The sequence below is a fragment of the Streptomyces sp. NPDC097129 genome (assembly GCF_055668065.1).
Genome location: NZ_JBVOQE010000008.1, coordinates 111,283 through 124,710, shown reverse-complemented (window position 1 = coordinate 124,710; position 13,428 = coordinate 111,283). Strand labels below are relative to the sequence as shown.

Below are 13,428 nucleotides of genomic sequence, written 5' to 3'. Positions count from 1 at the left end.
CGCGTGACATCGCTCTCTCCAGCAGCCGGGTTCCCGCAAAGCGCCTCGTCATCACGCGGTTGCGCCGACGAGTCGGGGCGGTGCGTCCGGGGGCGGCCCAGGCCCGCGCGCCGGACGGCCCGGAGGGGCCGAGACGCCCTCACGAGGGGTTGACCAGAAAGCGCTTTCCCTCTACGGTCCGTTCAGATGTGTGACCGGCCAGCACCCCCAGAAGGGACGTTCGCGTCTCCTCGTGGGGCCGCGGCCTCGTCGTAGGGCCGCGGGCCCGGTCAGCCGGTGCGGTCGCCGGCCACCGAGGCGGCCAGCTCCTCCTGGTACGCGGCGTAGGCGGTGCGCAGGGCAGGGCCGGGCCAGTCGGTGGGGAGCAGTTCGGACGGCAGTACCGGGTCGGCGAGCAGGTGCCGTACGAGCGCGGCGAAGGCGGTGAGCCGGTCGGCCGGGCGCGCGACCGCGTCCGTGTGGGCGAGCAGGGCCCGTGCGGTGGCGGACCAGGTGTCCAACGGCCAGAGGTCCGCGGCCAGTTGATGTGCGGGACGGTCGGGGCGGGTGGTCCAGGTCTGGGCGATCTCGGTGAGGCCGGCGGGCAGTGGGCGGTCGAGGTTGGCGGGGCGCAGCCAGACGCCCTCGCGCAGTTCGGCCAGGCGCGACGCGGCCAGTCGCGCGCGCAGGTCGGCGCGTTCGGCGGGGCCACGACCGGTCGCCGTGATCACGACCATCTCCCAGTCGCCGTGCCACGCGCGCGTGCGGGGCCGGACCGCCTCGTCCTGGCGGCGCTGGCGTTCCAGCAGGCGGTCGCCGATGCGGTAGCCGGTGCCGGTGCGCCGCAGATCGCCGGCGGCCGTCATCCGGCTGAGCGCGGCCCGCAGCGTGGACCCGCCGACGCCGAAGGGTTCGACCGCGCGGGTCAGCTCCCTGACCGGCAGCTCCGGCGGATGCGCGCCGAGGAGCAGGCTGAGGACGACCGAACGGGCGGACAGCGGACGCAGGGCGAGACCGCCGCCGGGCGGATCTTCCGAGACGTGCGTGCTGCGCATGGAGACGTACTGTAATCGCGTCGGCAATGTTGCACTATTGCTGCGACCGCAGCACACGTGCAACATGAGGGTATGACTTCGATCCCGGGCACCGCGTGGCCGCAGCCGTACCGCACGCACGACGTCACCAACCAGCCGCCGCCGCTCGCGCCGTACGACGCCTCGGACGACGTGGCGCTGCTGGAGGGTCTGCGCCGGGAGGGCGCCGGCTGGGCCGAGGCGGACATCCGGCGGCTCGGCGAGCGGGCGGGCGGCGCGCAGGCGCAGGAGTGGGGCGAGCTGGCCAACCGGCACGAGCCCGAACTGCGCACCCATGACCGCTACGGCGACCGGATCGACGAGGTCGAGTTCCATCCCTCGTGGCACGAGCTGATGCGGGTCGCGGTGCAGGAGGGCCTGGCCGGCGCGCCCTGGGCGGACGACCGGCCCGGCGCGCACGTCGCCCGGAGCGCGGGCGGACTGGTGTGGGGGCACAGCGAGGCCGGACACGGCTGCCCCACGTCGATGACGTACGCCGCCGTGCCCGCGCTGCGCCGCGAGCCGGAGCTCGCCAAGGTGTACGAGCCGCTGCTGACCAGCCGGGTGTACGACCCCGGGCTGCGGGTGCCGGCCGAGAAGCGCGGGCTGCTCGCGGGCATGGGGATGACGGAGAAGCAGGGCGGCTCCGACGTCCGGACGAACACGACGACGGCCACGCCGACCGCCGAGCCGGGCGTGTACGCGCTGCGTGGGCACAAGTGGTTCACGTCGGCGCCGATGTGCGACGTGTTCCTGGTCCTGGCCCAGGCTCCGGAGGGTCTGTCGTGCTTCCTGGTCCCCCGGATCCTGCCCGACGGCAGCCGCAACGCCTTCCGTGTGCAGCGGCTGAAGGACAAGCTCGGGAACCGGTCCAACGCTTCCTCGGAACCGGAGTTCGACGGGACCGTGGCCTGGCTGGTCGGCCCGGAGGGCCAGGGGGTGAAGACGATCATCGAGATGGTCAACTGCACCCGGCTCGACTGTGTGATGGCCTCCGCGACGCTGATGCGCAAGACGCTGGTGGAGGCCGGGCACCACGTCCGGCACCGCAGCGCCTTCGGGGCCCGGCTGCTGGACCAGCCGCTCATGCGCAACGTGCTGGCCGATCTCGCGCTGGAGTCCGAGGCCGCGACGACGCTCACGCTGCGGCTGGCCGGGGCGGCGGACCGGGCGGTGCGCGGCGACGAGGGCGAGCGGGCGTTCCGCCGTATCGCCACGGCCGTCGGCAAGTACTGGGTGACCAAGCGAGGCCCGGCCTTCACTGCGGAGGCGCTGGAGTGCCTCGGCGGCAACGGCTACGTCGAGGACTCGGGCATGCCCCGGCACTACCGCGAGGCCCCGCTGCTGTCGATCTGGGAGGGGTCCGGGAACGTCAACGCGCTCGACGTGCTGCGCGCGCTGGTGCGTGAACCGGCGACGGCCGAGGCGCTGTTCGCCGAGTTCGCCCTGGCGCGGGGCGCGGACGCGCGGCTGGACACGGCCGTGACGCGGCTGCGGGACGGCCTGCGGGACGCCTCACCGGTCGGCGCCCGCCGGCTGGTGGAGCGGATGGCGCTCGCCCTGCAGGCGTCCCTCCTGCTCCGCCACGCCCCGTCCGCCGTCGCCGACGCCTTCTGCGCCACGCGCCTGGGCGGCGACTGGGGGCACGCCTTCGGAACACTGCCGGACACGGCGGACCTCGACGGCATCCTGCAGAGGGGGCTGCCAGGAGGGGCGTGAGGGGGGCCGGGGGGGTTCCCTCGCAGCACTCGGCCCCGCCGAGCCGAAGCTCGGCGGGGCCGAGAAGAGCCTGCCCCCGAATCGACCGGCGTCAATGGAGGGTTCTCCGGGGGCCGCCCGTCACCGTGCGCGCTGTGCCGCTATCCGGCTATCGCGTTCTCCGCGGTTTGCGTATCGCGATCGCGATGGCCGTGCCGACGATGATGCCGGGGACCACCAGGAAGCCGAGTGAGAGTTTCGGCATCGCGAGGTGAGCCAGATAGATGCTGCTCACGCTGGCGATGGCAGCAATGATGGACCCGACACGGTCGGGTTTACGATCTGCTGAGCGCATTTGTGCCACCGTTTTCAGCCCCATCGGTAACTGCCCATTCCGGCTACGCAGCCGAAGCCGCCGGTGACCCCGGCCAGGCCCCAGTCGATCGGCCCGGACCAGAAGCCATACGTGATGACCGGCCCGGCTCCGGCTCCGCCCCACCACGCGCACTGTCTGACGTAGTGATTGCGCGACACGCGGCCGCCCCAGCTCCGGAAAGCGTAATAGGTGACACGCACCCAGCGGTGACGTCTCCCCCAGTTACTGATCCGTCGGTGCACCTGCCGAAAGTAGCGGTGCCAGTGCCACCACTTGCCGTCGAGGTCGTAGCGGTTGAGCGGGTCGCCGTTGCAGTAGTCGTAGGCGTTGGCGCTGCCGCCGGGCACCGGGTCGATGGACAGGAAGCGTCCGGTGGCGGGGTTGTACAGGCGCACGCCCATGAGGGTGAGGCCCGTGGGTGTCTCGCTGGAGCGCTGCTTCCCGCCGAGCCAGCCGTAACGGGCGGCGGGCTGACCGGTGCGCGGGTTGCCGTACTCGTCGTAGTCGAGGACGGTCGGCGCGACGCTGCTGTCGGCGGGCAGTTGCAGGGCGAGGTCGCCGTGCAGGTTCGCCAGCTCCAGGACCGTGTCACCGGTCTTGCTGGTGGTGGCGGCGAGGTTGCCGTCGAGGCCGTCGACACTGCGGGTCAGTGCCCCGGTGGCGATGTCCTCGACGGTCCAGCGGGGGTTGTCGCTGTCGGAGTCGTAGTGGTTGAGCTTGGAAGAGGTCTGCGTCCAGCTGCCGGAGGCGTTGCTCTCGGTGGTGAAACCGCGACGGCGCAGGGCCGAGTCCAGGGTCCAGGTCTGGCGCTGGTTGCCGGCGGTCTGCTGCTGGACGAGGTCGTTGGCGAAGTAGCTGATGGTGTTGCCGGGCAGGGCGGTGGTGCGGCCGAAGGCGTCGTAGCTGTAGCCGCTGTTCACCAGCCGGTCGGCGGTGTCGTAGGTGTTCGACGTGGTGGTGGCCCCGCTGGTGGTGCAGTCCAGACCGACACCCGCGGCGGCGGTGGCCAGGGACTTGCGGTTGCTGTTCTGGTCGAAGGCGTAGGTGCGGGTGGTGCAGACCGCGTCGGGGGTGGTGTCCCGGACCTGGGTCAGGCGTCCGGCCTTGTCGTAGGCGAAGGCCTGGGAGGCGGTGACCCCGGAGGTGCCGGCGTGGGTGGCCCACTGCCCTTGGGCGGTCTCGGTGATGCTGTCGGAGAGCAGGACCGTGCCGTCGCTGTCGCGGGTGTAGGTGCGGCTGGTGGCGGTACCGTCCGGGTCCTGGTCCTCGGCCATGGTGTAACCGCCGGGCAGGGTCTGCTGGTTCAGATTGCCGTCGGCGTCGTAACGGGCGGTGAAGGTGCCGGCGACCGAGTCGGTCATCGACGTGGTCAGCCCGCGCGGGTCGACGGTGGTGTCGTAGGTGTACGTGGTGGTCGACGGGACGCTGTCCGTGACCTTGAGGGGCCGGTCCAGGGCGTCGTACTGGGTGCTGGTGACCCCGCCGTCCGCGTCCGTGTAGGACATCAGGCGGCCGAGCTGGTCGTACGCCTTGCTGATGGTGCCGCCGGCGGTGGAGGTCTGCTGGACGGCCTGACCGGTGGCGCTGTCGTAGGTGGTGGTCACCGCGGGGACCGCCGTGCCGAGGCCTCCGGTGACGGTGACGGTCGTCGGCCGGCCCGCGGTGTCGTAGGCGGTGGTGGTGGTGCGGGTGGTGCTGCCCGAGGTTTCCGTGACGGTGGTGGGGTTGCCCCACCGGTCGTACTGGGTGGTCTTGGTGGGCAGCGTGGTCGGGTTGGAGCCACCGCCGGCGATGGCCGCGGCCGGGCCGGTCTGGCAGACCGCGTCCGCCCACTCCGGACGCCCGCCACAGGTGCCGGTTCCGTCACCGGTGTAGTACGTGGTGACCGTGGTGCCGGCGTCCGTTCCGCTGGAGGCGGGCAGGCTCTTCTTGATCACACGGCCCTGGTCGTCGTACCCGGTGGTCGTGGTGATCGCCAGGCCGCCCGGGTCCTGGGTGGTGGAGGTGGGCAGCCCCTTGGCCCAGTCGTAGGCGGTGGCGGTCACCCGCGCGTCGGCCGTCAGGTCCGGCCACGAACGCGGCTGTGCGCCGACGGTCTCCTTGGTGACCTGGTTCTTGACGGTGGCGGTGCCGTCGGTCGGCCGGCCGGTGTCGTACTCCTTCAATGTGTGCCGGCGGCCCGTGATCTGGCTGCCGGCCGCGGCCACGGTGGTGGTGCCGCTGGTGAGGTCGGCGGCCAGGGTGATCTGGTGCAGGGGGCCGTAGGTGTCGGTCTCCCGCTGGCCGTCGGCGCTGTAGACCGAGGTGCTGGAGAGCAGCTGGGCGCGCTCCGCGGAGGACAGGGCGTTGATGCCCAGGTCGGTGAGCTCGTTCTGCTGTGCCTGGGTGGTGCCCAGGGCCAGCTCGCGGTTGCCCGCGGTCAGGGTGCGGACCGTGTTGCCGAACTGGTCGTACTCGGTCACCGAGATGTGGTGTCCGGGGTTGGCGGTGTCGACCTCGCGCCCGGAGGCGTTCAGGTAGTGGATGGTGGCGCGGCTGTAGTCTCCGGCCGCCAGGGTGGTCCCGTCGTGGGAGACCGGTGTCTGGTCGGCGGGGAAGACGGCGGTGGAGTCGGTGGGCAGATCGCTCTGTCCCCAGCCGGCGACCGCGCTCGCGCTCAGATCCTCGGGTGCGCTGCTGCCGCTGACCGGCACACCGTAGACGACGCTGGTGGTGGCGGTGCCGTTGGTCTGGTTCGCGCTGCCCGGGGTGAGCGTGGGACGGGACGCCTGCAGCAGCATGCCGTCACCGGCCGCCGGGTTGGAACCGGCCTTGCCGTAGGCGAAGGTCCACGGCAGCTGACCGGCCGACGTCAGTGTGGCGACGCGTCCGGCGCTGTCGTAGGTGTAGGCGGTCTTCAGCGCGGGGCTGATCCGCGGGTCCCATTCCTCGCGCAGCCGTCCGGCGTCGTCGTAGGCGTACTGGGCCACGGCGACGGCGGTGGCGGTGGAGGCGCCGGGGGCGGTGGACCACAGCTTGATCTGGGAGACCTGCCCGGCGAAGTCGCCGAGGGCAGTGGAGGTGGCGGTCGTGGTCGTCGGGTAGACGAACTCCAGTACCCGGCAGCCCTTGGTCGACGGGTCGGACTCGCACGCGGCCAGAGTGGTGGCTGTGGTCGCGGCGATGACCCGCTTCGGGCGGGCCAGGGTCTTCCCGCCGACGGTGACGGCCTCGGAGACCACCTTGGTGGTGGAGTTGGCCAGGCCGTCGGCCAGCGAGCTGGTCACCGTCCACGTCGTCGCAGCCGAGCTGACCTTGGAGAAGGTGGTCACCGTGCCGTCGGTGTCGGACAGGGTGAAGTCGCCGGAGGAGAAGGAGCCCTTGAGGGTCAGGTCCTCCGAGCCGGTCTCGGGCACCCAGCCGGTGCCGGCGGCGTTGGCGGTGAACTTGATCGTGTCCCCGTCCGCCGTGACCACGTTCAGCGAGGTGGCGGAGGTCTTCACGATCTGCGTGTAGTCGGAGGCGACCGTCTCGGCGGTGGTGCCGGACAGCCACTCCTTGCCGAAGATCGGCGCCTGTCCCTCCTGCGCCGCCCCGGCCTGCGGGGTACGGGAGGAGGCGGTGCGGGTCACCGACATGCCGTAGAAGGAGGCGTCGTTGCCGGAGAGGGTGTAGTCGCCGGTGAGCAGGTTCACCGAACCCGGCCCGACCTCCTGCGACGCGGCACCGTCGGCGGCGCGGTCCACGATCACGCTGATCGGGTCCGACGAGGTGGCCGCGTTGTTCGGGCCGGTGAAGTCGGCCCGCACCTGCACGCTGCCGTCCGGATCGACGGTCGAGGTGGCGTTCCAGGTGAGCTTCGGGCTCTTGCCGCTGCTCAGGGCCAGCGGCCACGAGGTGAGCGGCTGTCCGGCGTTGGTGACGTCACCGACCGGGATCGGCGTCCACGTGTCGGCGTCGCCGCGCCGCCAGGAGAAGGTGACCTTGTCGTACTTGGCGCCGTCGGCTTCGGCGGCCAGCGGGACGCGGGCCGCGGTGCGGGTGCCGTCGTCGGGGGCGGTGACACCGCCGGGGCCCACGTGGAAGGTGTAGGAGAGCGCCTCGGACTTGTTCTCCGCCTTGTCCGTCGCCCGCACCTGGAGGACGTTGGTGCCCGCCTTGGCGGGGGTGACGGAGAAGGTGACCGGGGTGGTGGTGCCGCCGGTGGCGACCTTGGTCCAGGTGACGCCGTCCAGCGACCACTCGATGCCGTTCTGGTCGCCGGCGGGAGGCGTGACGGTGAAGTTGCCCGGCTGGCCGGCGCCCTTGACCCAGGCGTTGCTCGGGTAGTCCGTCGACGTCACTGACGTCGGCGCGGACGGGGCGGAGGTGTCGACGGTGAAGACCGCGTAGTTGGACCAGCCGAGGTTGTAGCTGGTGCCGTCATAGGGGGTGGTGCGGAACTTGTACGTCTTGCCGTTGGCCAGCAGGCCCGCGGGCACCGTCACCGAGGCCGGCTGCCCGGCCGGGACGAACGCCGAGGTCAGGTTCGAGCCGACCTGGGTACCGGTGGTGTTGTCGGCGATCTGGAAGAAACCCTGGACCTTGTCGTTGTTGGGGTCCGCGAAGGTGTCCCGCAGCGTCGGCGTGAGGGTGTTGACGTACCAGGTGCCGCTGGTGTCCTTGAAGAACGGCGGGCCGGCCTGCTGGTCGGTGCCCGTGCGCGGCCGGTAGTTGTAGGTGACGACCAGCTTGGGCGGGTTGGACGCCGCGTTCGCGGAGTTGACCCGCTTCCACGGCAGGCTCGTGGTCTCGTCGGATGCGCGCAGACCCATGTTCGACGTGGCGTTCTTCGCGGACGCCCAGGTCTGGGCCAGGTTCGTCACATCCGCGGTGATCCAGCCGTCCGGCTGCGTCGAGCAGCCCGGGTTGCCGGTGGTCGCCGTGGACGTGGCGAACTTCTGGTTCCAGGCGGGCTGGGCGGTCCAGCGCGAGGAGGTGGTGGGCTTGGCGGTGTCCCACACCTCCCACGGGTAGGCCTTGCAGTCGGTGTTGCCCGAGTGGAAGTTCCACAGCGACAGCGTCGCCTTGGACACCAGCGCGTCAGCGAACGGCGCCGTGTTCCAGGTGACGAACGAGCGGGCCGTGCGCGGCGTCCCGTCGGCGTTCTTCGTCCCCGGGTTGCCCAGGTCCAGCTCGGTGTCGGCCGACCAGTCGACCGTCTCGCCCTGCTGCACATAGGTGTCGAAGACGTTGGACAGCGCGGCCGTGGACGGGTCGACGGTGACCGGGAAGGTCGTCTTCGGATCGGCCAGGAAACCGGCGTCGGGAGTGAAGACCAGGTCGATGTTCGAACCGTGCTGGACGAGCTTCAGGCCGACCTTCGCACGGCGGGTGTGCTCACCGGAAACCGGGTCCACGGACGCGTCCCACATCACCGGAGCGGGCATCACGGCACGCTTCTTGCCCGTCTTGGCGTCGGTGAAGACGACGCTGCCGTCGGCCTGCTGCTGCGCTTTGAGGCCCTTGGCCTTGAGCGGCATGGTGTAGGCGTAGCCGCCGGCAGCGGGGCGCTGCTTGATCGTGACGTACTGCTCGAAGCCGGTACGCGTGGCCTCCACGACGACGTCCGCACCGGGCACGGCGTCAGGGTAGGTGGCCTTCGGACCGTCCAGGACCGGGGCGGGCAGACCACCCTTCCACTGCAGCGCCACCTGCTCCTGGCCCTGGCCGAGCGTGACCAGGGTGCGCGCGGCGGCCTTGCCCGCCTCCTTCAGCGACGCGGGCCGGCTGCCGCCCTTGCCGCCCAGGACCAGACCCTCCGGGTGAGCCTGCGGCACGACCGAGCCGTCCGCGCGAGCCGCCAGGTCCAGGTCGACGTCGACCCACTTCCCGCCCCGCTTGAACCGCACGGGACCCGCGGCCACTTCCGTGGTCAGCGACCCGTTGGGGTTCACCCACGTCGTGGACGTCTCCGTGCGCTCCGACAGCGCCTCGACCCGCTTGCCCGACAGCCGGGCCGCCACCCGGGCCGACGGCAGGTCGGCCGCCTGGGTCGCCCACTTCTTGCCGGCCTTGGCAGCCGCGGCCGGGGTCTCGGTCCGGGACGCGGCAAGAGCCGTCTCCGCGCCATCGAGGAGCGAGATGGATACCGCAAGGGCGAGAGAGGCGGCTATGGGCGCGGCCGCTCTCCGAAAAAGCCCCCGTCGCCACTTGCGCGACGGGGGGATGTGCTGATGCACACTCAACCTCCGTGTAGGGGCCCCCTGATAGGCCGAGGGGGAGCATAGGTGTGGGCATGACACGGAAGGGAGTCGCAAAAGATCAGTGAGCAGCCAAACAGACCGCTTTCACACCGTTGATACTCGACCCCTTGATCCAACTTTTACTGCGCGCCGGGAGTTCCTTGATCTCCGTGAATGACTGACCGGTCGGGCCGTCGAGCCCGCAGGTCATGCGGCCCTGCGGGTCGGTTCACACCGTCACCGGACCGGGCGCGGCGCTGTCCGCCGCGGGCGGTCCGGCCCGGGGCGGTCGGGCGGCACGGGCGGTCGGATGGCCCGGGCGGTCGGGTGGCCGGGCGGCTGGGTGGCCCGGGCGGTCGGGTGAGCGGGGACGGGGCGCCCCTCGGCGCGCTCGCGGGCCACCCGGGGCCGGCCTGCGTCTGCCGCAAACGCCGCCCTGACCTGCACCGACGCCGTCCGGAGAGGCCGCTGTCAGTGGTGGGGTGCAGACTGGCCGATGTCTGGGACAAAGACGTCGCGGAGGTGTTCGGCATGACCGAGGTACTACTGGCCGTGGGCACCCGCAAGGGCCTGTTCATCGGGCGCGGGCGGGACGGCGGCTGGGAATTCGACGAGAGCCCTTACTTCAACGCACAGGCGGTGTACTCGGTCGCCATCGACACCCGCGGCTCCACACCGCGCCTGCTCGCCGGCGGCGACAGCGCGCACTGGGGGCCGTCGGTGTTCCACTCCGACGACCTGGGCCGCACCTGGACAGAGCCGGCCGCACCGGCGGTGAAGTTCCCCAAGGACACGGGCGCTTCCCTGGAGCGCGTGTGGCAACTGCACCCGGCGACGGCCGAGGACGACGTGGTGTACGCCGGCACCGAACCGGCCGCGCTGTACCGCTCGGAGGACCGCGGGGAGACCTTCGAACTGGTCCGCCCGCTGTGGGAGCACCCCACCCGGTCGAAGTGGGTGCCGGGCGGCGGCGGGGAGGGCCTGCACACGGTGCTCACCGACCGGCGTGACCCGCGGGCGGTGACAGTGGCCGTGTCGACGGCCGGCGTCTTCCGCACCACCGACGGCGGCGCCAGCTGGGCCCCGTCCAACTCCGGTGTCTCCGCGGTGTTCCTGCCGGACCCGAACCCCGAGTTCGGCCAGTGCGTGCACAAGGTCGCCCGGGACGCGGGGAACCCGGACCGGCTGTATCTGCAGAACCACTGGGGTGTGTACCGCAGCGACGACGTGGGCGCCCACTGGACGGACATCGGTGAAGGGCTGCCGTCGACGTTCGGTTTCGCCGTGGCCGCCCATCCGCACCGCGCTGACACCGCCTACGTGTTCCCGATCACCGCCGACTCCGACCGGGTGCCGGCCGACCGTCGCTGCCGGGTCTACCGGACGGCCGACGCGGGCAAGAGCTGGGAGCCGCTCACGGCCGGGCTGCCGCAGGAGAACCACTACGGCACGGTGCTGCGGGACGCGCTTTTCACCGACGACGCCGACCCGGCGGGCGTCTACTTCGGCAACCGCAACGGCGAGGTGTTCGCCTCGGCCGACGACGGCGACAGCTGGCAGCAGCTGGCGTCGCATCTGCCGGACGTGCTGTGCGTGCGGGCGGCCGTGATCGGATGAGCGCTCGGGGGGGGAACGGGGGATCGGAGGAACGGGTGAGCAGGGGAACAGGGGAACAAGGGGAACAAGGGGACTGGGGGGGGAACACAGTGAACTCGATGTGGCAAGCGGGAGTTGGCCACCGGTTGATCGTCACCTCGTGTACGGCAGTAGGGTGACGCCCGTGGCACCACGACCGTTGCATGAAATCGTCGAAGCAGGCTGGGCGAAGGCCCTGGAACCCGTGGCGGGGCGCATCGCCGCGATGGGTGACTTCCTCCGCGCGGAGATCGCCGCGGGACGCACCTACCTGCCGGCGGGGGCGAACGTCCTACGGGCCTTCCAGCAGCCGTTCGACGAGGTCCGCGTCCTGATCGTCGGGCAGGACCCCTATCCGACCCCGGGGCATGCGGTGGGGCTGTCGTTCTCGGTCGCGCCGGACGTGCGGCCGCTGCCCGGCAGCCTGATCAACATCTACCGCGAGCTGCAGGCCGACCTGGGTCTGCCGGCGCCGTCCAACGGCGATCTGACGCCGTGGACACAGCAGGGGGTGCTGCTGCTGAACAGGGCGCTGACCACGGCCCCGCGCAAGCCCGCCGCGCACCGCGGCAAGGGCTGGGAGGAGGTCACCGAGCAGGCGATCCGGGCGCTGGCGTCCCGGGGCAAACCGCTGGTGTCCATCCTGTGGGGCCGGGACGCGCGCAACCTGCGTCCGCTGCTCGGTGACCTGCCGAGCCTGGAGTCGGCGCACCCCTCCCCCATGTCCGCGGACCGCGGCTTCTTCGGCTCCCGCCCGTTCAGCCGGGCCAACGACCTGCTGATCCGCCAGGGCGGCCAGCCGGTGGACTGGCGCCTGCCATGACCACCGCCGACGCGGCGCCCGGCGCCTCCGGCACGGCGGTGCCAGGGGGCCCCGGCGGGAACCGGCAGCGCGCCGGGATCGCGGCGGGACCGGAGGAGTTCTCGGAGGGGGCCCCACGGCCGGCCGGGGCCGCAGACCCCACGGGCCGTGCCTCGCAGCCCACCCGAACCGCAGCCGCGCCGCAGCCGACCGGAACTGCCAGGCCCACGGGACACGACCCGCAGTCGGCCGGGGCCGCCAGGCCCACGGAACACGGCCCACAGTCGGCCGGGGCCGCCAGGCCCACGGAACACGGCCCACAGCCAACCCGAACAGCCGGGCCCACGGGACACGGCCCGCAGCCGACCGGGACCGCCGGGCCCACGGAACACGCCCCACACCCGACCGGGACCGCCAAGCCCGCGAAACGCGCGGCACACCCAACCGGAACAGCCGGGCCCACGGAACACGGCCCACGGCCGGCCGGGACCGCCAAGCCCACGGAACACGCCCCACAGCCGACCCGAACAGCCAGGTCCACGGAACACACCCCGCAGTCGGCCGGGGTCGAGGAGCCCCTCGGCGGGAGCGGTCCGCGTCGTGCCGCCGACGTGGCGGTGCCGCAGGGCGCGCCCGGTGCCGGGGTGCACGACGGCGTTGCGGGGCCCGATCCCGTCGTCCTCGCCGTCGACTCCGGTGGCTCCGGGCTGCGTGTGGCCGTCGGTACGGTGGCGCGCGGGGTGCTGGGGCAGCGGGCCTCGCGGGAGCCGGTGCGCACCGGTGACCGGGGGATCGACGCCGGCCATCTGCTGGCGCAAGTGCTGCCGCTGACCCGGGCGTTGCTCGTCGAGACCGGGCTGACGGCGCCGGTCGCGGTGGCCGTCGGCGCTGCGGGGCTCGCCACCCTCGGTGACGCATTGCGCGCCGAACTGCCCGGCGCGCTGCGGCGGGAGCTGGGAGTGCGGTGGTTGGCGCTGGCCGCGGACGCCGTCACGGCGTACACCGGCGCACTGGGCCAGCGCCCCGGCGCGGTGATCGCGGCCGGTACCGGGCTGATCGCCGTGGGCACGGACCTGACGGGCTGGCGGCGGGCCGACGGCTGGGGCCATCTGCTCGGCGACTGTGGTTCGGGCGCGTGGATCGGGCGGGCCGGCCTGGAAGCCGCACTGCGCGCCCACGACGGCCGGCCCGGCGGGTCGGCGGCGCTGCTGGCCTGCGCCGAGAAGACGTTCGGCCCCGTCACGGGGTTGCCCGGCGTGCTGTACCCGCGCCCCGACCGTCCGGCCGTCCTCGCCTCGTTCGCCCCGCAGGTGGCGGCGTGCGCAGCCGACGGCGAGCCGGTGGCCGTCGCCGTCCTGCGCGAGGCGGCCCGGCACATCGCCGACTCCGCGGCCGCTGTGTGCCCCCCTTCGGGGGAACCGTGCGTCGCCCTCACCGGTGGCCTGTTCAAGACCGGCGAGCCGCTGCTCGTCCCCCTGGAGGAGGAACTGGCCGCACGGCTGCCGCACGCGCGCCGGGTGCCCGCCGAGGGCGATCCCCTGCACGGCGGGGTCCGCATCGCCACCGCCCTCGCCACACGGTGCCTGCCCTTGCCCGTCGACGGCACGATGCTGCACGTGGTGGACACGGCGGGGAGATGACCCGGCCATCCGCCCCCGACAA

General features: G+C 72.4%; 7 protein-coding genes. 4 read left to right on the top strand and 3 right to left on the bottom strand.

What is annotated here, in order from left to right:
• Nucleotides 1-269 precede the first annotated feature (269 nt).
• On the bottom strand, nt 270-1,034 hold the full coding sequence (locus tag AC0B9F_RS23180) for a PaaX family transcriptional regulator C-terminal domain-containing protein (protein ID WP_472005550.1): 765 nt from the start codon (nt 1,032-1,034) through the stop codon (nt 270-272).
• Between the two features lie 72 nt (nt 1,035-1,106).
• On the opposite strand from AC0B9F_RS23180, the gene AC0B9F_RS23175 reads away from it, so the two are divergent.
• Complete coding sequence (locus AC0B9F_RS23175) at nt 1,107-2,771, top strand: acyl-CoA dehydrogenase family protein (RefSeq protein WP_472005548.1); 1,665 nt, start codon at nt 1,107-1,109, stop codon at nt 2,769-2,771.
• A 148-nt stretch (nt 2,772-2,919) separates the two neighbouring features.
• On the opposite strand, the gene AC0B9F_RS23170 is transcribed toward AC0B9F_RS23175, so the two are convergent.
• Complete coding sequence (locus AC0B9F_RS23170; protein WP_472005537.1) at nt 2,920-3,045, bottom strand: hypothetical protein; 126 nt, start codon at nt 3,043-3,045, stop codon at nt 2,920-2,922.
• Between the two features lie 74 nt (nt 3,046-3,119).
• Nucleotides 3,120-9,260 (bottom strand): DNRLRE domain-containing protein, encoded by a 6,141-nt coding sequence (locus AC0B9F_RS23165; RefSeq protein WP_472006105.1) that lies wholly within the window; start codon nt 9,258-9,260, stop codon nt 3,120-3,122.
• A gap of 600 nt (nt 9,261-9,860) precedes the next feature.
• Between AC0B9F_RS23165 and AC0B9F_RS23160 the strand changes: the two genes are divergently transcribed.
• The 3 genes from AC0B9F_RS23160 to AC0B9F_RS23150 all read left to right on the top strand — a co-directional run bounded on the left by AC0B9F_RS23160 (nt 9,861) and on the right by AC0B9F_RS23150 (nt 13,406).
• Entirely contained in the window at nt 9,861-10,946 is a 1,086-nt protein-coding gene (locus tag AC0B9F_RS23160) for a WD40/YVTN/BNR-like repeat-containing protein (protein WP_472005535.1), read from the top strand.
• Between the two features lie 163 nt (nt 10,947-11,109).
• On the top strand, nt 11,110-11,787 hold the full coding sequence (locus tag AC0B9F_RS23155) for a uracil-DNA glycosylase (protein ID WP_472005533.1): 678 nt from the start codon (nt 11,110-11,112) through the stop codon (nt 11,785-11,787).
• 623 nt (nt 11,788-12,410) lie between these two features.
• On the top strand, nt 12,411-13,406 hold the full coding sequence (locus AC0B9F_RS23150; RefSeq protein ID WP_472005531.1) for an N-acetylglucosamine kinase: 996 nt from the start codon (nt 12,411-12,413) through the stop codon (nt 13,404-13,406).
• Nucleotides 13,407-13,428: the final 22 nt, after the last annotated feature.